15 protein-coding genes are annotated in these 23,115 nt (G+C 68.0%); 1 reads left to right on the top strand and 14 read right to left on the bottom strand.

Annotation, left to right across the window (positions count from 1 at the left end; genetic code table 11):
• Positions 1-9: 9 nt before the first annotated feature.
• From B2G71_RS01080 to B2G71_RS01045, 8 genes are all read right to left on the bottom strand, one after another.
• The gene (locus B2G71_RS01080; protein WP_098103917.1) at positions 10-1,869 is read right to left on the bottom strand and encodes a ShlB/FhaC/HecB family hemolysin secretion/activation protein; all 1,860 of its coding nucleotides are present in this window, start codon (positions 1,867-1,869) and stop codon (positions 10-12) included.
• Positions 1,866-6,293, bottom strand: a complete 4,428-nt coding sequence (locus B2G71_RS01075) for a filamentous hemagglutinin N-terminal domain-containing protein (RefSeq protein ID WP_168176210.1) — start codon at positions 6,291-6,293, stop codon at positions 1,866-1,868. Before B2G71_RS01075 ends, B2G71_RS01080 begins: the two co-directional genes overlap by 4 nt.
• Entirely contained in the window at positions 6,293-8,680 is a 2,388-nt protein-coding gene (locus B2G71_RS01070) for a CHAT domain-containing protein (RefSeq protein ID WP_098103915.1), read from the bottom strand. The genes B2G71_RS01075 and B2G71_RS01070 overlap by 1 nt, the downstream gene beginning before the upstream one ends.
• 311 nt (positions 8,681-8,991) lie before the next feature.
• Positions 8,992-9,483, bottom strand: a complete 492-nt coding sequence (locus B2G71_RS01065) for an META domain-containing protein (RefSeq protein ID WP_168176209.1) — start codon at positions 9,481-9,483, stop codon at positions 8,992-8,994.
• Between the two features lie 61 nt (positions 9,484-9,544).
• Entirely contained in the window at positions 9,545-12,352 is a 2,808-nt protein-coding gene (locus B2G71_RS01060; protein ID WP_098103913.1) for a xanthine dehydrogenase family protein molybdopterin-binding subunit, read from the bottom strand.
• Positions 12,349-12,864, bottom strand: a complete 516-nt coding sequence (locus B2G71_RS01055; protein ID WP_098103912.1) for a (2Fe-2S)-binding protein — start codon at positions 12,862-12,864, stop codon at positions 12,349-12,351. Before B2G71_RS01055 ends, B2G71_RS01060 begins: the two co-directional genes overlap by 4 nt.
• Complete coding sequence (locus B2G71_RS01050) at positions 12,861-13,730, bottom strand: xanthine dehydrogenase family protein subunit M (RefSeq protein ID WP_098103911.1); 870 nt, start codon at positions 13,728-13,730, stop codon at positions 12,861-12,863. The genes B2G71_RS01055 and B2G71_RS01050 overlap by 4 nt, the downstream gene beginning before the upstream one ends.
• Positions 13,727-14,449, bottom strand: a complete 723-nt coding sequence (locus B2G71_RS01045; RefSeq protein ID WP_240529944.1) for a carbon monoxide dehydrogenase subunit G — start codon at positions 14,447-14,449, stop codon at positions 13,727-13,729. The genes B2G71_RS01050 and B2G71_RS01045 overlap by 4 nt, the downstream gene beginning before the upstream one ends.
• 279 nt (positions 14,450-14,728) lie before the next feature.
• Here B2G71_RS01045 and B2G71_RS01040 point away from each other — a divergent pair, with 279 nt between their 5' ends.
• Positions 14,729-15,433: a Crp/Fnr family transcriptional regulator gene (locus B2G71_RS01040; protein WP_240529943.1), complete on the top strand. Its 705-nt coding sequence runs from the start codon at positions 14,729-14,731 to the stop codon at positions 15,431-15,433.
• A gap of 3 nt (positions 15,434-15,436) precedes the next feature.
• Here B2G71_RS01040 and ligD read toward each other — a convergent pair whose 3' ends face one another.
• The 6 genes from ligD to lptB all read right to left on the bottom strand — a co-directional run bounded on the left by ligD (position 15,437) and on the right by lptB (position 22,936).
• Positions 15,437-17,989 (bottom strand): DNA ligase D, encoded by a 2,553-nt coding sequence (ligD, locus tag B2G71_RS01035; RefSeq protein WP_098103908.1) that lies wholly within the window; start codon positions 17,987-17,989, stop codon positions 15,437-15,439.
• Positions 17,986-18,471 carry an MgtC/SapB family protein gene (locus tag B2G71_RS01030; protein WP_098103907.1) on the bottom strand — a complete coding sequence of 162 codons (486 nt, stop codon included), beginning with the start codon at positions 18,469-18,471 and terminating at the stop codon, positions 17,986-17,988. Before B2G71_RS01030 ends, ligD begins: the two co-directional genes overlap by 4 nt.
• A 3-nt stretch (positions 18,472-18,474) precedes the next feature.
• Positions 18,475-19,395 (bottom strand): Ku protein, encoded by a 921-nt coding sequence (locus B2G71_RS01025; RefSeq protein WP_098103906.1) that lies wholly within the window; start codon positions 19,393-19,395, stop codon positions 18,475-18,477.
• Between the two features lie 370 nt (positions 19,396-19,765).
• Positions 19,766-20,440, bottom strand: coding sequence for an energy transducer TonB (locus B2G71_RS01020; RefSeq protein ID WP_168176208.1), 675 nt, complete (start codon positions 20,438-20,440; stop codon positions 19,766-19,768).
• 160 nt (positions 20,441-20,600) lie between these two features.
• The gene (gene rpoN / locus B2G71_RS01015) at positions 20,601-22,103 is read right to left on the bottom strand and encodes an RNA polymerase factor sigma-54 (RefSeq protein WP_098103904.1); all 1,503 of its coding nucleotides are present in this window, start codon (positions 22,101-22,103) and stop codon (positions 20,601-20,603) included.
• Positions 22,104-22,135: 32 nt separating this feature from the next.
• The gene (lptB, locus tag B2G71_RS01010) at positions 22,136-22,936 is read right to left on the bottom strand and encodes an LPS export ABC transporter ATP-binding protein (RefSeq protein ID WP_098103903.1); all 801 of its coding nucleotides are present in this window, start codon (positions 22,934-22,936) and stop codon (positions 22,136-22,138) included.
• Positions 22,937-23,115 lie beyond the last annotated feature (179 nt).

Genomic DNA, 23,115 nt, shown 5'->3' with positions numbered 1-23,115 from the left:
GTCCGCCCCTCAGAACCGCAGCGGGCGGAACACCACCGCGAAGTGCACGCCCCTGTCCTGCAAGTCGCGCTCGCCCGCGATGCTCACGTCCTTGAGCGCGTAGCCGTAAGTCACGCTCGCCGAGAGAGCCGGGCTCGGCTGCCAAGCGAGCGAGACGCCGACGCTGCCGATCGTGTCGGGGCTCGGATCGGGGCCCTTGCGGTTGTCGACATAGGCCGCGTCGGCAAAGATGGAAGCGGTGAACCGGCCCCAGTTGAACTGGTTCGAGGGCGCGCCGAACTGGAGCGGATGCGCCAGTTCGAGCGTGCCGTTGACCCCGGTATCGGCAAGCAGCAGCGTCTCGCGATAGCCGCGCACGGTCTGCGCGCCGCCGACCGAATAGCGCTCGCCCGAATAGAGGATGCCGTCGGCCCACTGCGCGCCGAGCCGCGCGCGCAGTTCGAGCCCGCTCCCGGTAAGCCGCTTGGCGAGGCTGCCCGCGCCGCGAACGACGCGAAAGTCGCGATCGGGCGAGAGCACGCCGGCGATCCTCGGCCGCGTTCCGTCGAGGCCCTGGGTCAGCGTGAACGAGAGCGCGATCACGGTATCGACGCCTCGCTCTATATAGTCGGCGGTGAGCCTCAGCGCGGTGTACTGCGCCTTGCCGTTGACCGAGCCGGGGCTGAACGAGAAGGGCTCGCCAAGCAGGTAGGTCTTCGATTCGCGGTGCGCGAGCCGCAGCCCGACCTCGAGCGAACGCGCCGGGCGCCACTGCCCGGCGACGGCGTCGGGCAGCAGCGGCGTGCGCATCAGGTAAGCCGACAGCCCGCCCTCGATCGACCAGTCGGTCGCCTCGATATCGAGTGGCTTGAGCTGCGCGTCGACCACCGCCGCATCGTTGTAGCTGCCGCGCAGCAGCAGCTTCGCGGCGGTTCCGACGGGCGCTTCGTAAGCGCCCACGACATCGCCGCGATCGCCGGTCAGCCCGGCTTCGGCGCTGATCAGGTCGCCGCCCGCGAAGAGGTTGCGGATCGAGCCGCCCGCCGCGTAGCGCTCACCCCCGATCGAGGGCGAGCGGTTGTTGATCGCCGAGAGATAGAGATCATAGCGATCCTGCGGCGTGACCGTGAGCTTGAGCAGCGCCTCGCCCGGGCGGTCGCCGGGCAGGAGGTTCGCATCGACCGTGCCGATCGCCGGATCGCTGGTGAGCAGGCGGAAGTCGCGCTCCACGTCGATCGCGTTGATCGGCACTGCCCGCGCCGATGGCATCCGTGCCCGCACGTAGTCCGCGCCGAGCCCCGCGCTGCGATCCTCGGCAAAGCGCACGACGACGGTCTCGTCGCCCTCGCCGAGCAGCCGCCCGGCGACGAGCCGCAGGTTGAGCGTGCCGCCGTCGCGCGGCGGTGCGCCGGTGAGCAGCAGTCCCGAGTTGATGTAGCCGTTGGCGACGTAGGCCCGGTTCATGAGCTGGACCAGCGCGACGACGCGGTCGAGCGGCACTTCGGCGCCGATCAACCCGTTGCGCGCGAACTGCGCCTCGACCCACTCGGGACCGAGCACCTCGGCGGGCTCGAGCGTGAGCCCGCTCGCTTCGTCGTGCGCCGGGCTCCAGCCGTTGCGCGCGTAGGGAACCGCGTCGCCCGGTGCCTCGACCGCGACGGCGGAGAAGCGCACGGTGCCACTCGCGCCCGGCATCGCCGGGGGCGCCTCGGATACGAGCGGAACGTCCCGCGGCTCGGCGAAGTCGGGCATGCTCTGCGCGGCATCGCGGCCCGTGCGGTCGCGCAGGTTGGACGAGGCGGCATCCTGCGCCGCGACCGGCAGGGCCATGGCGCCGAGCAGGACGACGGGGGCGAGCCTTCCGCTGACGGTGATCGCGGCGCGGCTCATCCGCAGGTCCTCCCGAGCGCGACGAGGCTGAGCGGCGGGGTCCCGTCGGGTTCGGGCGGAACCGGATCGGGCGCATCGATCCGGGGCAGTGCGTAGGGCCCCGTCACGCGGCTGGTGAAGCGGCTGGTCGCGCCGGTCGAGCGCGCCGCCGCGCATTGCCCGCTGAGCACGGAAGCGGCGTCGAGGAAATCGGCCGAAGGCGTCTCGATCCCGGCGCTGAGATCGCGGATCTGGCTGTCGACGAACAGCGAGCCGTCGACCGAAAGCTCATTGATGCGGTCGGCCGAGCGGATGTAGTAATCCGAGATGATGCTCACGTCGGCGCTGTCGACCTGGCCCAGCGCGAGAATGCGACCCCCGTCGGACAGGACGAGGAAGGGCGCCTCGATCTGGATCGTGCCGCCCGATTCGTTACCCGTGATCGCGCTGGTGGTGATCGTGCTCGGATCATCGCCGCGTACGATCAGCTTGCCGTCCGGCGGAAGGAAGATGCCGATGTTGCCGGCGGTGCTGAAGAACGAATTGGTCGAGATTTCCGAGGCGTTCTCAAGCGTCAGGTTGCCGATTTGGAACAGGAGCTGCCCGCCCGGACCGGAGCCGCGCGCGGTCGAGCCGATCTGCGCGTTGTTGAGCACCACGTCGTCCGCGGTGACAGAGACCAGCCCCGCGGGCGCCGCGCCGAGCGAACTCGTGTCGATCAGCGCGCCCGGGCCGAGATAGATCGAGCCCCCCTGAAGGAAGACGAGGCCCGAGGGAAAGTCGAACTCGGCGTCCGGGTCGGGCGGGACGAAGCGGTCGATCGAGGTCGACGTGATCCGGGTGCGGCTGTCCACCGGGACATCGTCCGGAACGGTACCGGTCACATCGCCGTTGAGCCTGATCGAATCCGCGACGACATAGACGAAGCCCGGCGCGCCCGTGGAACGCGATAGCGCGGACGAGGATATCGAGGCGCCGCGGTCCATCGCGAAGTCGGTGGCGACGATCTGCACGAAGCCGGCGTCGCCCGAACCGAAGGTCGAGGTCTCGATCACGCTGCCATTGTCGAGCGTGACGGTCTGGCCGAGAATGCTGATGAACCCGGAGTCGCCCGAACTGCGCGCCGAGGTGCTGATCACCGAATTATCGAGCGTCAGCACCAGCGTATTTCCGGCGTCTTCGTCGAAATTCGGGTCGCCCATGAGGATGAAGCCGGCATCGCCCTGGGTAAAGGTGTCCGAGGTGACGAACGAATCGACCAGTTCGATGGTATTCGCCGCGATGAACAGCGCGCCGGCGTTGCCCGCGGCCAGCGTATCCGAGCTGATCACCGAACCTCCGGCCAGCGACAGGGTGTCGGCCGAAATCGTCACCACGCCGCCGTTGCCGACATCGAAAGTGTCCGAGCTGATCCGCGAGCCGAACATCTCGATGCTGCCCGCGAGTACGTTGATCGCGCCGGCATCCTGAAGATAAGCGGTGTTCGTCACGATCGCGGAGCGGTCGAGCACGATCTCGTCGGCCTGGATCGTGATGAAGCCCACGCCGCCCACGCTCGAACCGTCGCCCTCGTCGAAGCGGACCTCGGCGCTGATCGCCGCCTGCTCGAGTGCGAGGCGCTGCGCGAAGACGGTGACGATCCCGGCATCGCCGCCCCCCAGCGAATCGCTGCTGATAAAGGCGAGCACGTTAGCGTTGCCGGTCAGCTCGATCTCGCCCATGTCGATGCCGATAAAGCCAGCTCCACCCGGACCGAAGGCGTCCGAACCGATATAGGTCTCGATGTCGAGCGCGGTGAGCGTGAGCGTTTGCCCGAAGACCTGGACACTGCCGGCGAAGCCCTCTCCGGACGTGTTCGAGGTGATGCGCGAATCGGTGAGCGCGACGTCGGTCACCGCGATGCTGACACTGCCGGCGTCGCCGGTGCCGCTGGTGTCGGTGGTGATCGTCGAATTGCTCAGGAGCGTGAGGCTCTCGCCATCGATGGCGATGTTGCCGCCCCGGCCGCTCGAATTGCGCGTATTGGTCGAGCGGATCGCGGAGCCGCCGGCCAGCGTCAGTTCGCCGACGTCGATCGCGATGTCGCCCGCGTCGCCGTCACCGTTGGTGCCGGTGCTGATTACCGCCCGGTCGTCGAGAAGGAGCCCATTGCCGGTGATCGTCACGGTGCCCGCATTGCCCTCGGGCCCAAGCGCGTCAGAGCTGACGAACGCCCGGGACGCGATGCGCGTCAGGCCAACGTCGAGCCGCACGTCGCCGCCGCTGCCGGTTCCGAGGCTGTCGGAGCTGATGTAGGTCTGCGCGTTCTCGGCGCCCACGACCTCGAGCGTACCGGCGGAAATCGAGACGTTGCCGCCGTTGCCGCTGCCGCGGCTGTCCGAACTGACGTAGGTTTGTCCGGCATCGGGAGCGCCGATCAGCGCCATCACGCCCGCCGTGATCGTCACGCCTCCGGCATCGCCCGCCCCGTCGGAGTCCGACGAAATATAAGTGAAGCTGTCCGGCGCGCCGACGATGGCGAGGCCGTTGACGTCGATCTCGACGCCGCCGCCCGAACCATTGCCGAAGGCGCTCGAGGTGATCGAGGTGTCGCCGCGCTCGACTCCGACGAGCACCAGGGTATCAGCCGAAATCCTGACGCGCCCGCCCGCGCCGAGGCCTTCGCTATCGGAGCTGATGAAGGTGAACGTGTCGGGCGAGCCGGTGATGACGATATCGCCCGCGTTGATCGTGACGTCGCCCGCGTTGCCCTGCCCGACGGCGCCCGAGGTGATGAAGGTCGAGCCCGCCGCGCCTCCGGTGAGCGTGAGCGCGCCGGCGACGTTGATCGTGACGCCGCCGGCATCGCCGTCGCCCAGCGCGTCCGAGCTGATGTAGGTCCCGGCGCCCCGGTCCGACCCGGTGATCGCGAGCGAATCGGCATTGATCAGCACGCTGCCCGCCATGCCTTCGCCCGCGCTGTCCGAGCTGATGTTCGACCCGTCGCTCAGCGACAGGCCGGCCGCGGCGATCTCGACGTTGCCCGCGCGCCCGGCGCTGCCGACGCGCGCGCTCGATCCGATCGTGGAATTGACGAGACTGACGTCGCCGGTCGCGAGAATCTCGACGAAGCCCGCGGGCCCCTCGGCGAAGGCATCCGATCCGATCACCGAATCGACGAGATCGACGTCGCCCGAGAAGCTCGAGATAAAACCCGCGTCGCCGGTGCCGAAGCTGTCGGATCGCACGCTCGTGTTGAAGAGCGAGAGCCGGTCCGAGGCGTCGAGGAAAATGAAGCCCGCGTTGCCGTCGCCAAGCGCATTTGCCGATATCTCGGTGGAATCGAGGACGATACGCTGCGCGCTGACGAGAACGCCGCCGCCTTCGCCCGGCTCGCTCTGTCCGCCGGTCTGTTCGCCGGTGAAGGTCGTCGCGTCAGAGATCAGCGAGCTTGACGTGATCCGCGCCTCGTTGCCGGCATAGAGCGCGATCAGCCCCGGCAGCGCGGCATTGCCGGTCTCGGACGAGAGCACCGAATTGAAGATGTCGATGTCGATCGCGTCGACGAAGATCGACGAGAACTGGTCGAGGCTGCCCTGGGTGCGGAAATCGGAAACGTCGAACACCGAGGAGGTCATCACGAAGCTCTCGGCCGCCGCGTCGATCGTCGAGAAGCCCTCCGCCTCGACGCGGACCAGCGTGTTGTCGACGAGAATCGTGCCCGCGCGCAGCTTGACGATCTGCGCGCCGATCGTGGCCGATGACAGCGCCACGGTGCCGCTGCCGATCGCGCCCGCCGCGAGGCCGTCGTCGATAGCGACGTCGATCGCTCCCTCGCCGATGCCGCGCAGCGTCAGGAACTGCGCCGTCACGCTGCCGCTGACCGAGACGTCCGCCGCCGCGAGCTGGGCATCGCCGAGCGACCAGTCGACGCCCTCGGCCACGATCGCGCCCTGTCCGCCGAGGAACCCGAAGGCCTCTGGCGCGGCGCTGGAGAAGGTCGAGCCGTCGGGCGTCGTGGTGCTGAACACGGTGCCGTCGGCGAAGGTCAGCGCCTGCGCGGTCGAGACGGTGAAGGCGTTGGGTACTTCGATCGCGCTGCCCGGGCCGAACAGCACGCCCGAGGGATTGACGAACCAGAAGTCCGCGTTCGGCATGTCGGCCATGCGCAAGGTGCCGTCGATGTCCGAGGGTTCGCCGCCGGTCACGCGGTTGATGACATGCGCGATGCTCGCCGCATCGGGTGCGCTGCGCACCCATTGCGCGATATCGCCGGTGCTGAGGTCGAACTGCGCGAAGCTGTGGAACAGGTTGTTGCCGGACACGGTGCCCGCGTCGATCGTCGTTACCGCGCCGGCGGCACTGACCACCGTGGCGGTCGAGCCGTCGGTGGTGATCACGGTCTGCGCGGATGCGGGCGCGGCAGTGGCGAGCATTGTCGCCAGCGCGATAAGCGAGCACCGCATCAGCGCCATCCTCCCAGCAGCGTGAAGGCGCCCCATATCCCGGGGTCGGCGTTGTCGGTGCCCGAGCCGATCAGCGAGAGCTGCGCGGCCCGCAACGCGGCGGCGCGCGGCATGCCCGCGCGCAAGTTGGCGTAGAAGGCCTTCATCAGTTCCACCGTGCCGACGTCGTTGACTTGCCAGAGCGAAGCGACCGCGCTCACCGCGCCCGCCTGCACGGCGGTGCCCGCGAGCCCCATCGAGGCCTGGTCGTCGCCCACCGCGGTCTCGCAGGCGCTGAGCACGAGGATCGCGAGATCGTCACCGCGCGAGCGGTTCGCCTCGATCATCGCGCGCAAGTCCGAGATCAGGATCGCGCCGTCGCCCGCGACGATGAACGAGCGCTCCGAGCGGCCGTTGAACGCGGCGTGGGTGGCGAGGTGGAGAATGTCGACGCGGCCCGAACGCAGCGCGCCGGCCAGTTCGTCGCGCGCGAAGTTCTCGAGCAGACGGCCGCGCTGGACCGCCTCGCGCTCCTCGCCGCCGACTGCAACCGTCGCCTCGGTGATGGTGCCGGCGAGTTCGGGGAAGAACCCTGCCCGCAGCTCGACATCCTTGGCGACCGCGGCCGCGACCACGCGTGGATCGGACCGGATCGCGTCGCCCGGCTGGGCATAGGCGAGCGCGGGTGCGACGGTCAGGCCGGTGCGCTGGATCAGGAACTTGCCCTGGGGATCGCGCAGCGCCGCGAAGGGCAGCAGCCGCAGCGGCCCGTCGGGAATGATGATCAGCGTCGAATCGGGCCCGAGCCGCGAGGCGATCGGCTCGATCAGCAGCGACCAGAGTTCGCGCGAGACCGGCGCCCAGTCGTTGTCGTACGAGGTGCCGAGCGAATAGGTCATGCGGTTGACGAGGTTGGTCACTTCCTCGCGCCCGACCTGCCGGTCGAGTTCGATCCGCTCGTAGCGCCCGCTCTGCTTCGTCGCGACGAGCAGTTCGACGCGGTCGCCAAGCAGGATCGGATAGAGCAGCACCTCGTTCTCGGCGAGTTGCGCGGGCTCGATCGGGATGCGCGGCGGCACGCAGTCGCGCCCGAAGGTGCTCTGGATCTCGGCTTGTCGGAAGCTCTCGACGATGCGCTGCACCGAGGCGATCTGCACCGGCTCGTCGCCGCCCCGCACCCGTCCGAGCTGCGAGACCACGGCGGCGCGGAACACCGGTTCCATGCGCAGCTTGAACATCGATTCCTCGGTCACCGGATCGTAGGCGGGCAGCAGCGGCCGGATCGTTTCGATCGCGTTGTAGGCCGCCATCACGTGCTGGTCGCGTCGCTCGGGCTCGAAGCTCGCGAGCAGCAGGTGCCAGTCGGCCAGCCGCAGCGGCTGCGGGCTGGCGCTCTCGTACCAGATCGCCTCGCGCATCAGCCCCGCCGCGGCCGGCATGTCGCCGCGCGCGGCCGCCAGCCGACCTTGCAGCGCCCGCAACCGCGCCTTCTCGGTGGGGTCCTCTCCCACCATCGGCGCGAGCTGGCCGAGCGCACGGGCGATGCCCGCAAGATCGGGGCTCTGCGCGTCGAGCGCGGCCTCGACCAGCCGCGCGAGCAAGTCGCGGCGCAGCGCCGCTTCGCCGATCAGCGGCGCGGTATCGAAGCCGCGCGAGGTCGCTTCGGCGGCGCTTTCGCGCAGATAGCCCGTCGACTGCGGCGAGCGATCGGCCTCACGCAAGGCGTTGCGCGCGACCTGGAGCAGTGCGAGCGAAGCGATGTCCCAGCTCTTGCTCGCCTCGGCCCGATTGATCGAGCAATCGAGCGAAAGCCGCGTCGAAGCCCAGCCCGAATCGCTGTCGAAAGCCGGGCTGAACACGTCCGCGCAGGGATCGGGCCGGGCAAGGCCGGTAAGCCCCTGAAGATCCTGCGCCATCTCGGGGACCACGCCTTGCGCCCGCGCCGAGCGGGTGCCCGGATCGGCGGAGGTCTGCGTCACCGACAGCGCGAGCCGATAGGCGATACGGCCGGCGAGCGCATCGTCCTCCACCCGCGTGGCGGCGCCGAGCGCGGTTCTGAAATAGCTGGCCGCGCGCTGGTCGCTGCCGAGCACGGCGACGCGCATCGCCTCGCCCGCCGCCGAGCAATAGCGCGCCAGCGCAAGGCTCGCGGCCGGAGTGGCCTGCGCCGCGTCCGCCTCGCCGTCCTGCACGTCGAGAAGTTCGGAAAGCCCCGAACTGGTCAGTTGCCCGCGCGTCTGCGCCAGTGCGGCCTCGGCCCGGGTCGCGGCGGCCTCGAGCCCTGACGGCGCCACCGGCGCGCTGGCGCGGGGCGTGCTGCAGATGTCCTGGGGCGTGGCCGCGTGCACGGCCGTGGCGGCGAAAGGCGCCGCCGCCGCGCAGGCAAGTAAACGGTACACGTGCTGCATGACATCTCCCTCACTAACGAGCGAGGCACGCCGCTTTACCGGGAAATGGCCACCCTTTTCGCGCACGCTCCCCGCATTCGGCCCAAGGCGCCCGCAGGCGACAGGTCGAATCGGTCAATTAGGAAAGGCCCCCGCATTTGCCCCTCGATGCCGAACTTATCGTCATCGATGATCGGGTCAATCACGGAGTCGCCACAACGATAATTAGTTGCGTGGACTTGGTCTGGTCAGAGATTCGTCATGAGCAGGTCTTCGCAAGGCGGCGCATTTTGATGGCGACATCGACACCGTAACGGCGCGACCCCGCTCGCCTACTCGTCGGGAAGCGGGGCAAACGCGAAAATGCCGCCGTCCATCTTCAACGCGAGGTAGAGCTTGCCGTCGCGCATGGTGTAGCTCGCGACGTCGGGCAACGCGGCGGCGACCATCTCGCCGAGCGAGGGCTCGAGGCAGAAGGCGCGGGTCGTCGCCAGCGGCGTGATCGCGAGCGATCCGCCGGCGGCGCCGGTCATCTGCGCCTGCCAGCTTCCGGAACCGCGGTTGCAGTCGAGCTTGGCCGCGAATGCGCCGTCTTCGGCAAACGTGATCGAGACGGTATGGTCGGGCGCGGGCCGCTTCGTGCCCTGCGCATCGTCCGCCGATTCGAAGGCGACGAGTTGCCAGCTCGTGCCGGCGAGCGAAGGCGCGAGCGTCTGCTCGGTGTCGTCATCCGAGGCCGATGACGCCTTGCCGCCCATCGCCGAACACCCCGCGAGCGCAAGCGCCAGCACGCCCGCCGTCAACCCTGTCCGTCGCATCCGCATCACCGCCTCCATCCCTCCTGCCCGAAGGCCACCCGAGGCGGATGCCGTCAATGCGCTTGCGTCAGATGCGCGTTCCCTTGAGCTTGGCCGAGCCCATCATGCCGAGCTTGGCCTTGCCGGTCAGCGTGTCGCCGTCGAGGACGATGTCGTACTTGAGCGTCATCTTGATCGGCTTCTCGACGTGGAGATCGAACTTCAGCCGGTTGTCGGCAAAGGTGCCGGTAAAGTCCTGCGAGCCTTCCGGACTGCTGAGATACCCCGATAGCGCGCTGCCCTCGGTCTCGAAATGCGCGGTCATTTCCTGCTGCGGGCCCATCGGCGGCTTCATCACGACGTGCCAGTCACCGTCGGGCGAGGCGGGAGCGGCGGGTTCGGCCGGAGCGGCGGGTGCCGCCTCGGGCACGGGCGCGGCGGCGCCGCCCGGCATCATCGCCCGGTCCGGGCTCGGCAAGTCGGACTTCACCACCGAACCGGGCGCGGGCGCGACCGGGGCCTTCGCCGCGGCGCGTTCGGCCGCATACTTCGCCGCGGTGCCCGAAACGTCGCGCCCCTCGATCACGTCGAGGATCTTGGCGGGGGTGAACGGCAGGTTCACCTCGATCTCGCCGAAGGGGCTGAGAGCGTCGGCGATCGCGTTCACCAGCGTCGGCGGCCCCACGATCGCGCCGCCCTCGCCCACGCCGCGCATGCCGCCCGTCGTCTGCGAGGGCGTGTTGGCGTGGAGGTATTCAAAGTCCGGGATGTCGCTGATGGCGGGCATCAGATAGTCCTTGAAGGTCGCGGCCAGCGGATTGCCGCGCGCGTCGTAGGGCATGTCCTCGAGCAGGACCTGCCCGATCGCCTGCGCCAGACCGCCCGCGATCTGGCCTTCGACCACGCCCGGATTGATCACCGTGCCGCAGTCTTCCGAGCTGATCCAGCGCAGGATCTTCACGAACCCGGTCTCGGCGTCGATATCGACCACGCAGGCGTGCGCCGCGCTGGTCATCGTGATCGGCGGCGGCTGGTAGCGGTACTGCGCCTCGAGCCCGGTGCCGAGCCCTTCGGGCAGGCGGTCGGGCTCGCCATAGGCGATCTCGGCCAGCTCCTTCAGGGACTTCGCCATTTCCGGCGCGCCCTCGATATGCGCGACGCCGTCCTCGATCCGCACCGCCTCGGGGCTGGCGTTGCACAAGTGCGCGGCAAGAACCTTGACCTTGTCCGCCAGCATTTCCGAGGTGGTCCAGGCCGCCCCGCCCGCGATCACGCCCTGGCGGCTGCCTGCCGCGCCGGGGCCGAACCCGCCGAACGCAGAATCGCCTTCGAAGACCGTGACGTCCTCGTACTTCACGCCGAGCCGGTCGGCGATGACCTGCGCCATCGTCGTCGCGGTGCCGTGGCCCTGCGAGTGGGTGGAAAGCGAGGCCGTCACCTTGCCGGTCGGCTCGATCCGCACCGTGGCCAGTTCGCCCGTCATCGGCGCCATCTGCCCCGCCGAGCCGGTCGGCTCGATATAGGTGGCAAGCCCGAGGCCGAGATAGCGCCCCGCCTCGCGCGCCGCCGCCTGCTCCTTGCGGAACGCGGCCACGTCGAAATTCGCGAGCAGCTTTTCGAGGCATTCACCCGGCGTGATGTCCTCGATCGGGATGCCCATGTTCGAGACCGTGGGCTGGTCCTTGAGGTAGACGAGATTGCGCCGCCGGATTTCCTCGGGAGCGATGCCGATCTGTCGCGCGGCGTCGTCGAGCAGCGTCTCGCGAATCAGCGATTCCATCGCCCAGGGGCCGCGATAGCCGCCCAGACCCATGGTGTTGGTGTACCAGCCGCGCGTGATGAAGCCGTATTTCGGCAGCTTGTAGGCGGGCCACATGAACATGTGCACCGCGATGTTGCAGTCCTCGCCCATCGGCCAGGCGCCGTTGTTCGAGGCATAGTCCGCATGTGCTGCGACAAGGTGGCCTTCCGCGTCGAAACCCGCGGTCAGCGTGATTTCCTGCTCGCGCGCATGGCTCGAGGCGGTGAGCGATTCGAAGCGATCCTCGATCCACTTGAGCGGCCGGCCGAACAGCCGCGCGGCAACGATCACCGCGATTTCCTCGCGCCAGGGGAAGTTCTTGAGGCCGAAGCCACCACCCACGTCCTTGGCGATGACGCGGATCGCCGTCTCGGGCAGTCCGAGCGCGAGCGAGGTGTAACGCGCCACGAGATGCGGGCTCTGGCAGCCGATCCAGATCGTCATTTCTTCGGCGCCGTCACCCGTCGCGACGCAGCCGCGCGTCTCCATCGGCGACTGCGCGATGCGCTGGTGGATGATCGTCTTGGTGACCTTGTGCGCGGCCCCGTCGAGCGCGGCCTGCAGCTCCTCGTCGATCTCCTCCTCGCCCATCTCCTGCGAGATGTTGCTTTCCATGCCGGGATGGACCAGCGGCCCCGTCCGCGCGTCGGCCAGCGTGACGACGGGCGTCTCCTCGTCGATCTCGATCTCTAGCACGGCGGCGGCGTCCTCGGCGATCGCGCGGCTGTCGGCGATGACCATCGCCACCGGATCGCCGACGCAGGCGACGCGGCCGTCGGCGAGGATCGTCACCGGGCATTCGACCGGCCCGAAGAAGAAGTTCATCACGTTGAGGGGAATTCCGGCGAAATCCTCCTGCGTGTAGATCGCATGGACGCCGGGGATGTCGAGCGCGGCGGCCTTGTCGATCGAAACGATCCGCCCGCGCGCGACCGGCGAACGCGCGTAGGCGACGTGGAGCATGCCGGGCAGACGGATATCGTCGACGAACTGGCCGCGTCCGGTCAGCAGGCGCCCGTCCTCTTTGCGCGGGGTGCGTTCGCCGACGTAGCGGTGGGCGCTCGGGCCATGAGAGCCGGGAACATGGACGTTCATGCCTGTTCTCCCGCATGATCGGCGCTCGCAGGCGCTTCGCCCGCAAGCTGGCGGATCGCGCGGCGAATGCCCTGGTAGCCGGTGCAGCGGCAGATATGCCCGCTCATCGCCAGCTCCATCTGCTCGACCGTGGGCCGGGTGTCGCCGTCGTAGAGCGTCGCCAGCGTGATCGCGACGCCGGGCGTGCAAAAGCCGCATTGCAATGCGAAGTTGTCGCGCATCGCCTGCTGCACCGGATGGAACGTGCCGTCCGCCCCGGCCAGCCCTTCGACCGTCACGATCTCGGCGCCGTCGGCCTGCACCGCGAGCATCAGGCACGAGCGCACGGCCTTGCCGTCCAGCCGCACCGTGCAGGCACCGCACACGCCGTGCTCGCAAGCCAGGTGGGTGCCGGTATAGCCGAGTGCCTCGCGCAGGAATTCGCCCAGGCTGGTGCGCGCCTCGACCGTGGCCGCGTGGCGGCGGCCGTTGACGGTGACTTCGATGTCGAGCTTGTTCCTGGGCTCGCTCATGCGGCCTCCTTCAATGCGAGTGCCTCGCGCAGCGTCCCGGCGACGATGCGCCGGCCGACGGTGCGGCGGTATTCGGCGCTGGCGTGGTGATCGTCGAACGGCGCGCAGTCGGCCACGGCGAGGTCGGCCACGGCCCGGGGGTCGAGCGCGTCGAGGGTCGCGCCGACGAGGGCAGCCTCGGCCTGGCGCGCCTTGACCGGCGTCGGCCCCATGCCGAACAGGCCGAGCCCGGCGCGCGCGATCGTGCCGCCGCGCAGTTCCAGCGCGCCGACCATGCCGACCAGCGCGAAATCGCCGGGCCGCTGCGCCACCTCGCGAAACAGCACGACGTGGCCCGCCGCCCAGTCGGGATAGACGATCCCGGTGACCAGTTCGTCGGGCTCCAGCACGGTCATGTAGGGCCCGAGGTAGAATTCGTCTGCCGGGACGGTGCGTGTCCCACTAGCCGAGGTGATTTCGATGCGCGCGCCGAGCGCGACCGCGGTCGCGGGCATTTCCGCCGCCGGTTCGCCCAGCGCGACCGAGCCGCCCACGGTGCCGCGGTTGCGCGTCTGGTAATGGCCGACGTGGCGCAGCGCCGCCGTGAAGGCGGGCAGGTGCTCGGCAAGCGTGGGATCGGCAAGGGCATCGGCCTGGCGCGTCGCGGGTCCCACCCAGATGCCGCCATCGGTGCGCCGCACGCCCTTCATCGCCTCGATGCGGGTGATGTCGACGAGGATGAAGGGCTGGCTCATGCGCAGGTTGAGCAGCGGCACCAGCGTCTGCCCCCCGGCGATGACGGTGGCGCCGCCCCCTGCCTCGGCAAGCACGGCGCAGGCTTCCTCGACGCTGCGCGGCGCCACATAGTCGAACGGGGCGGGCTTCACGGGCGGCCTCCGCGCCGTCCCGCCTCGAAGGCGGCGGCCGCGACCACCACGGCAAGTACCATGACCATCATGACGATGCTGCCCTGCACCTCGGCGTTGCCGAGCACGTAGCCGGCGAGGATCGAGACGACGATCGCCGCGATCCAGCCCCACAAGCCGACGATCGCCGAAGCGGATCGGACCGGCGCGGCGGTCGCGGGGGCAGGCACGGTTGCGGCGGGCGCGGTTCGGGCCTCCGGGGCCGCCGGCGCAGCGCTCCCACTCGTTTCCCGCGCGGGGGCCTCCCCCCCGCCGACCACCTCGCCGAATTTGGCGAAGAACTTGGCCGCGAGGTTCCTGGCCGTCGCGTCGATGATCGGACCGCCGAGCTGCGCCATCCGCCCGCCGACCTCGGCGTCGACCTCGTAGGCGACCAGCGTGCCGCCCGGCGCATCGGCCAGGCGGACTTTCGCGCCGCCCTTGGCGCTGCCGGCGATGCCGCCATTGCCCGAGCCGGTGATCGTGTAGCCGTTGGGCGGATCGAGGTCGGAGAGCGCGACATTGCCTTTGAAGCGCGCGCCGATCGGCCCGATCTTCACTTCAGCGACCGCGACGAAGCGGTTGTCGCCGTCACGCTCGAGGCTCTGGCAGCCGGGAATGCATTGGCGCAGCACGTCCGGGTCGTTGAGCGCCGCCCAGACGCGATCGCGTGGCGCGGCAATCGTCTGCTCGCCGGTCATCTGCATATTGCTGGCCTCTCCCGCCTATGATCCACCGTCACTCTTAAGGCTCCGCATCCGCCGCGCAAGTGCGGGAACGGCTCGCGATCCAAACTTTGCGCCTCGACGATTTTCTCGAGAACAAAGCCATGTTTCGCGCGTTGCCCCGGCAGGGAGACATGCAAGGTTGCGGTCGAGCCTGCGGAAACTTAACATATATCAATCCGGCGGATTAGGTGACAAGTGAGCGAGCCAGAAGGCCACATGCGACTGTTTCTCAAGGGTCGCTTGAGGCACGTCATGTCCGAACGCGAGAGCGCGTTGCTCGATTCCCTGGTCGAGCGCGTCGAACGCGTCCCAGACGGAACGTGCATTCTCGAACGCGGTGTCGTCGCGAGGCAGAGCACGATGCTGATCGACGGCTTCATCTCCCGGGTGATCAACGATTCGGGCAATCGCAACATTGTCGGCTTGCAGGTCCCCGGCGACTTCGTCGATCTGCACGCCTTCGCGCTCAAGCGGCTCGACCATGACATCGTGACCGTTGGGCCGAGCCTCGTCGCCTACGTTCCGCATGCGAAACTGGCCGAGATCGTCGCTCAGGAGCCGCACCTTACGCGATTGCTGTGGTTCTCGACCCTCCTCGACGCGGCCATCCACCGCGAATGGATCGTCAAGCTCGAGCAGTTGCGCGCCGGGGAGCGGCTCGCGCATATCGTCGCCGAGCTGTGGCACCGGCTCAACTTCGTCGGACTCGCCGATCCGCACGGCTTCAACATGCCGCTGCTGCAAACGCATCTCGCCAATGCCTGCGGCACGACCGCGGTCCACATCAACCGCGTGATCAAGTCGCTGCGGCAAAAGGAACTGCTCGAACTCAACCGTGGCCGGGTCACGATTCCCGATCGCGCCGCGCTCGAAGCCTACGCGCATTTTCGGCCGGACTATCTCTACGGCGAGGGCTCGCTGTTCCTCGATTTCGAAACCGACAGCACCAATCCTTGAACCTCAGACCTCGGGCAGCATCTGTTCGGCAAATCCCCAGCCGGCGAGAGCCTTGTCCTTCGCGCGCGCGACCAGCTCGTCGGCATCGGCGATGGTGAAGTTACCGGCGCGATCGAAGCCGTCGAGTTCGCTCCAGCCGACCGGCGCCGCGACCGGCGCGCCTTCGCGGGCGCGCGCCGAATACGGCACCACCGCCGTCGCGCCGCGCTGGTTGCGCAGCCAGTCGATGAAGATCCGGCCCTTGCGCTTGGCCTTGCTCATCGTCGCGACGAAGCGATCGGGTTCGGCCATGGCGAGCGCCTCGGAAAAGCGCTTGGCGAAGTCCTTGTGCGCGTCCCACGAATGCCCCGGCGCAAGCGGCGCGATGACATGCACGCCCTTGCCGCCCGACAGCATCGCAAAGCTCGTCAGCCCGATCTCGGACAAGCGTTTGCGGATGTCTTTCGCGGCCTGCTTGACGTCGGCGAAATCGAGGCCCTCGTCGGGATCGAGGTCGAAGATGAGGCGATCGGGCTGCTCGACCGCATCGGCACGCGCGGCCCAGGCGTGGAACTCGATCGTGCCCATCTGCACGCACTGGACGAGGCCCCGGGCGTTCTCGACGTAGAGATAGTCCTCGCTCGAGCCATCCTTCTCGCGGATCGGCACATGCTTGACGCCGTCGCCGAAACCGCCGCTGTCGTGCTTCTGGAAAAAGCATTTCTTCGCCCGGCCCTGCGGACAGCGAACCAGGCTGATGGGCCGATCCGCGGCGAACGGCAGCATAAGCGTGGCGATCGCGGCGTAGTAGTCGGCGAGCTCGCCCTTGGTCTGGCCGCTTTCGGGAAAGACCACCCGATCGCGGTTGCTGATCTCCACTTGCGGCGCGGCGCGCGGCGGCTTCGCCTTCCTTTCGGGCGCAACGCCCTTGGCCGGCTTGTCCGCGCGCAGACCGAGGAAGCTGCCGTGCCGAACGCGGCCCTCGGCGGTGAACTCGGCAAAGGCGATCTCCGCGACCAGCCTGGGGGTCACCCAGCTCGCCCCGCGCGCCTCGCTCTTCGGGACGTCGAGCGGGGCGGTCTTGCGCGCCAGCCGCGCCATCCTTGCGGCGAGATCATCGAGCGTATCGGCATCGAAGCCGGTGCCGACCTTGCCCTTGTAGACGAGATCCCCGCCCTCTTCCTGCGCCAGCAGCAGCGAGGCAAAGGGCCGCGCCTTGGCGCTCGACCTCGACCAGCCGACGATCACGAATTCCTGCCGGTCGGTGCACTTCACCTTGAGCCAGGCCTTGGTCCGCCGGCCGCGATAGGGCGCGTCGGCCTTCTTGCAGATGATCCCTTCCTGCCCGGCATCGCACATCGCCTTGAGCAGCTTCTCGCCGGCGCCGATCACGTGCTGCGCCACGCGCACCGGCGGCTCCGCACCACCGAGCAGCGCCTCGAGCCGCTCCTTGCGCTCGATATTGCTCCGCCCCGTCAGATCGGTGCCGTCGATTTCGAGCAGATCGAAGGCGTGCAGTTCCAGCTTGTCCTGCACCCCCTGCGCACCGTGGCCGCGCTTCAATACTTCTTGCAGCGCCGAGAAGCTCGGATTGCCGTCCTGGCCATAGGCGACGATCTCGCCGTCGATCAGGCACGGCGGCAAATCGAGCGCGGCGATCGCCTCGACCAGCGGCGTGAACTTGTCGCTCCAGTCGTGGCCGTTGCGGGTATAGACGACGACCTTGTCGCCCGCCGCCGCGATCAGCGCACGGTAGCCGTCGAACTTGATCTCGTGGATCCAATCGTTGCCGGTCGGCACCGCGTCGACCAGCGTCGCCAGTTGCGGCGAGCGGAACCGGGGCGGCTTGGCGGAGGCGCCGGCCTTGCGGCGTGGCGTCTTCGCCGCGCTTTTCCGGCCCGATCGGGCCTTGTCCGCGTTGTGCTCTGCCGCCTTTTCCATCTGCGCGGCAAAGGCTTTGCCCTTCTTGTCCGCCAGCGAGTACTCGCCCGACTTGTCGGCGGCGATCTCGGCCATGGCGCGGCCCGTGAGCACGCTGGTCAGTTCCTGCTCGACGAGCTTGTCGCCCTCCTGCGCGTATTCGTCCTTCACCTTGCGCAGCAGCCAGTTCTCGCGCTTTTCGCCCGGGCGCGGCTTCATCCGCACCAGCAGCCACTCGCCCTTCATCCGCTCGCCGTTGAGCGTGAAGTGCAAGTGCCCGTCCTCAAGGTCCCTGGCGCTCTTGCCCGCGATCGGCGCCCAGGTGCCTGTGTCCCACAGCATCACCGTGCCGCCGCCGTACTCGCCCTTGGGGATGCCGCCCTCGAACTCGGCATAGGCCATCGGGTGGTCCTCGGTGCGCACCGCGAGGCGCTTGTCGTCGGGGTCGGGGCTCGGCCCCTTGGTCACCGCCCAGGACTTGAGCACGCCATCGACTTCGAGGCGGAAGTCATAGTGCAGCCGCGTGGCATCGTGCTTCTGCACGACGAACAGGTTTCCCTTTTTCGACGTCGCGCGCTTTCCGGCGGGCTCCTTCGTCTTCTTGAAGTCGCGCTTGCGATTGTATTCCGAGAGAGAATCGGCGGTCTTGGCGCTCATCGCTCACCATCCTTGCCGCCGATGCGGCGATCCTTGCCCCATTTGCCCTCGACGAAATAGAGCAGCGTGAGCAGCAGCAGGCCGATCACCGCGCTCACCACGACCAGCGGCCATTGGCCCGCCCCGCAGGCGATGCCGATCACCGCCGTCAGCCACAGGTGCGCGGCGGTGGTGAGGTTGTGCAGCTTGCCGCGCGCGAAGACGATCAGGCCCGCGCCGAGGATGCCGACGAAAGTGCCGGTCGCCTCGAACACGCGCAGCGGGTCCATCCGGCTGCCGTCGAGCTGTAGATACAGGGCGATGATCGAGACCGTCATCGCCGCGCCGGCGACGCAGACCAGCCCGTGCGTGCGCAGCCCGGCGGCATGGCCCTTGATTTCGCGGTCGAGCCCCAGCAGCAGGCCGAGCACGGCCGCGACACCGAGACGGAGAAGCACCTCGGCATCGATCGAGTGAATTGGGGTCGGAGCGTTGAGCAGCACGCGTCAGGCCGACTTGCGCGAGCGGCTCGAACGCGACGTCTTGCTTCCCGACGCCTTGGACCGCGTGGACTTCGTCGTGCCCGACTTCTTGGTGGCCGTCTTTCGGGCGGGCGCCTTCTTCGCCGAAGCCTTGGCATCCGGATCGACGGACTCCTTGAGCGCTGCCATCAGGTCGATCACGTTCGAGCCGCCCGTGGACGAAGGCTCCTCGATGTCTTCCAGGACCTTCTTGCCCCTGGCCTTGGCCTTCTTCTCGACCAGCGCCTTGAGCGCCTCGACGTAGCGGTCCTCAAACTCGCCCGCATCGAAGGGCGCGGTCTTCTTGTCGATCAGCGTTGTCGCCAGATCGAGCAGTTCGGCATCGGGCGTGTCGTCGGGAATGTCCTTGAAGTAGCTCTGCGCGCGGCGGACCTCGTCGGCGTAGCGCAGCGTTTCGAGGACGATGCCCTTGCCGCAAGGCTTGAGGCTGACGAGCACCTCGCGCCCGCGGACCGACATCTGGCCGAGCGCGACCTTCTTCGCCTTGCGCAGCGCTTCGCGCAGGACGACATAGGCCTCGTCGGCGAGATCATCGGCGGGCACGACGTAATAGGGCTTCTCGAAATAGAAGACGTCGATTTCACCCTGGTCAACGAACTGGACGAGTTCGAGCGTCTTGCGGCTCTCGATCTTCACCGCGTCGATCTCGTCCTCGTCGAGCAGGACGTAGTTGCCTTTCGAGAGCTCATAGCCCTTGACGATCTCGTCGCGGTCGACCGGGCCCACGCCCCGCACCACCTTTTCATAGGATATCGGCTTGCCGGACGGCTCGTGGATCTGGCGGAAGCTGATCGACGCCCCCGACTTGGTGGCGGAATAGATCTCCACGGGAATCGAAACCAGCGCCAGACGGATCTGGCCCTGCCAGTAGGCGCGCGCTGCCATGATGAACTTCCTTTCCGGGACTCCATAGCTCACAAGGAGCCATGGAGTTCCCGGAAAGGCCGGTTCCGGGGATCGCCATTGAGGCGCAATCGCACGATCCCGGTCCGGGGGTTCAGCCGCCTCCACCGTTTTCGGCGCGAGGCGGTCGTGGGGCCGCTTCACCCAACAGACGCACGAGGCCTTCGTTGTGATTGCACATCGAAAGCCCGAAAAGCGCCAGGCCATGTATCGCCGATGTCGAGGAACCGGGCATCATGCGGCCGGATGCCGGCTTGCTCGGATTTGACGTCGATCGCTCCATGGCTTCGTCCTCCATTTGATCGGTTCAGGCGACAGAGCCGGGGACTCTCGGCTCCGCCGCCGTTCGGTGTCAGTCCTCGGGAATGACCCAGGTCACATTGCTTGCATACGTACCGGCGACCTTCGCGCCGGTCTCGTCGCGCGCCGGCTCGAACCGGGCCCGCGCGGCGACGTACTTGCATGTCGCCGCGTCGAGCGCCGGTGAGCCGCTGGGTGCGGTCACGCGGCAACCCTCCACTTTGCCGTTGGCTCCGATGGTGAGTTCGAAGCGCACCGTGCCCTGCTCGCCCCGGCGGAGTGCGGACGAGGGATAGTCGTTGGTCGAAATCCAGCCCGCGGTGTCGTTCCTCGGCCGGGCCGCCTTGGGCGAAAACTTCGGCGAGGCCGATACGGTCGGCTGCGGCAGTTCGATGAGCGGCCCTTTGTCGGGGATCGGGCCGGGCAGAGGAAGCTCCAACGGCGCGTCGAAGACGACCGGGCCCCGGCTTTCCACCAACTGGGGCGTCTTGGGCGCGACCAGACGCGAATCGGTGCTGGCCTCCTGCTTGGGCGTTACTTGCGGTTCGGGGGGCGGAGGCGGCGGTTCGATCGGAATGTTGCGGCCGGTAAGACCGGGCACGACAACTTCGATGTAACTGGCCGCCAGACCCGTCACCAGGCCGTAGAGCGCAAGTCCGTGAATAGCAGCGACCGTCGCGATCACTCCTACCCGTCGGCTACCCGCTCCGCTGTTCGCGTAAGACATGGGCATCCTCTCCATTGGCCGACCATCTCTTTCTGCGATTCATCGCAGCGGTGGCTCGACTTATGGAAAGCGTACCAGAATGAAGTCACATGAAAACAGTTTTTTACTAAGCAAAACAAGTGTTTCGACTAAGCGCGCTTACTATGACCGTGCTTAGTACTTACCGCACCGCAGCAATCGCCTTCTGGCGACGGCGCTGTACCGAACTTCCCAGGCCGATCGCTTCGCGGTACTTTGCGACCGTGCGCCGCGCGAGATCGTAACCGCGCTGCTTGAGCAGGTCGACGAGCGCGTCGTCGGACAGGATCGCCTTGGGGTCCTCGGCGTCGATGAGCTGCCGGATCGCGGCCTTGACAGCTTCGGCCGAGGCCGCCCCCTCGCCGCCCGCGGCGGCGACGCCCGACGTGAAGAAGTACTTCAACTCGAACGTTCCGCGCGCGCATTGCAGATACTTGTTCGAGGTCACGCGACTGACCGTCGATTCGTGCATGCCGATCGCCTCGGCGACGGTGCGCAGCGTCAACGGCCGCAGCGCCGAGACGCCCTCCCTGAAGAAACCCTGCTGCTGCTTCACCAGCTCAGTCGCGACCTTGAGGATCGTGCGCTGGCGCTGGTCGAGCGCCTTGATCAGCCAGTTCGCGTCGGCGAGCTTTTCCGACAGCCAGCCGCGCGCGGCCTTGTCCTCGCACGAGGATTTGAGCTCGACGTAGTAGCTGCGGTTGACCACCAGCCTGGGCAAGGTCGCCTGGTTCAGCGCGATCTGCCAGGTGCCGTCGTCCTTTGTGGTGATCAACACGTCGGGCGCGACCGCCGCGCTCGGCTCGCCGCCGAATTGCAAGCCCGGCTTGGGATCGTAGCCGCGCAGTTCGGCGAGCATGTCGGCGAAGTCCTCGTCGTCGACCTGGCACAGTCGCTTGAGCCGGGCGACGTCGCCGCGTGCCAAGAGGTCGAGATTCTCGATCAGGCGCGCCATGCACGGATCGTAGCGGTCCGCCTCCCTCGCCTGGAGCGCGATGCACTCGGCGAGATCGCGCGCGCCGACGCCGGTCGGTTCGAGCGCGTGGACGATCGCGAGCGCGGCGGCCACCTCGTCGACCTCGAGCCCGAGATCGCCGGCTATCTCGGCGACCGGCACCGGCAGGTAACCCGCCTCGTCGAGCAGGCCGACGATGTAGCGCGCGATCGCCGCGCTGCGCGGATCGGGCGCGATCGGCCCGATCTGGGCTTCGAGATGCTCCGCGAGCGAGATCGCGCCGCTGCCGCGTTCGCCGATGTCGGGTCCGTCCTCGCCGGCGACCCCGATGCGGATCTCGCTGCCCCAGCTTCCCAGGTCACCGTCGCCGGTGTCACGGTCGCGGTCCAGCGCCGCCCCGTCGATGTCGAGCGGCCGGTCCTCGGCGCCGCGCCCTTCGCCCAGAAGCTGGTCGACGGGCGACTTCTCCAGGCTCGTGCGGCGCGCGTCCTCGGGAAGGTCGTCGCCCGCGCCCGCCTCGCCGCCGCCGCCACCGCCGACATCGAGCAGCGGGTTGGCGTCGAGCGCCTCGCCGATGAACGTTTCGATCTCGAGATTGGAAAGCGCCAGCAGCTTGATCGCCTGCTGGAGCTGCGGCGTCATGACCAGCGATTGGGTCTGCCTCAGATCCAGACGAGGACTAAGCGCCATATCTCCTCAACACTGCTGCGATGCCGCGCGCCTCACAACGTGAAGCCCTCGCCCAGATAGAGGCGGCGGACGTTCTCGTCGGCAACGAGCGCGGCCGGGCTGCCCGCGAAGAGAACCTGCCCACCGTAGATGATGCAGGCGCGATCGACGATGTCGAGCGTCTCGCGGACGTTGTGATCGGTGATCAGCACGCCGATGCCGCGCGTCTTGAGATCCTTCACCAGATCGCGGATGTCCGAGATCGAAAGCGGATCGATACCCGCGAACGGCTCGTCGAGCAGCATGATCGAGGGCTTGGCGGCCAGCGCCCGGGCGATCTCGCAGCGCCGCCGCTCGCCGCCGGACAGCGCCATGGCCGGGCTCGAGCGGAGCCGCGTGAGGCCGAACTCGTCGAGCAGCGTCTCGAGTTCCTGCTCGCGCACCGCCTTGTCGGGCTCCATCAGTTCGAGCACCGCGCCGATGTTCTGCTCGACGGTCATGCCGCGAAAGATCGAGGTTTCCTGCGGCAGGTAGCCGAGGCCGAGAATCGCGCGCCGGTACATCGGCAGGCGGGTGACATCGATTCCGTCCATCAGGATGCGGCCCGAATCGGGTCGCACGAGCCCCATGATCGAATAGAAGCATGTGGTCTTGCCCGCGCCGTTGGGGCCGAGCAGCCCGAGCACCTCGCCCTTGGCCACCGAAAGCGAGATATCCGTCAGCACCGCGCGCTTGTCGTAGCTCTTGGCGATCGACACGACTTCCAGGCCGCCGCGCTCCGCGAGCGACGCGCTGTCGACCGCCTCGCTCGGCTCGGCGTGAGTCGCTTGCGTCTCTTCGATCTTGTTGCTCATCTCGCCTCTCGCTTTAGGAAGCCGCGAAGACGACGGCAACCCGAGCGGGCCGCAAATTTTGCTATATGGCAAGGTTCGTGCATGCTGATGTCATGACATTGCGAGTCGCGGCCACGCTGTTGCAAAAATGGTAACCACGCTTGAAGTTGCCGCAATTTGATGCATAACCGTCACACTCA

The sequence above is a fragment of the Novosphingobium sp. PC22D genome (assembly GCF_002556635.1).
Lineage (GTDB): Bacteria > Pseudomonadota > Alphaproteobacteria > Sphingomonadales > Sphingomonadaceae > Novosphingobium.
This window is presented reverse-complemented; position numbering and strand designations above follow the sequence as displayed.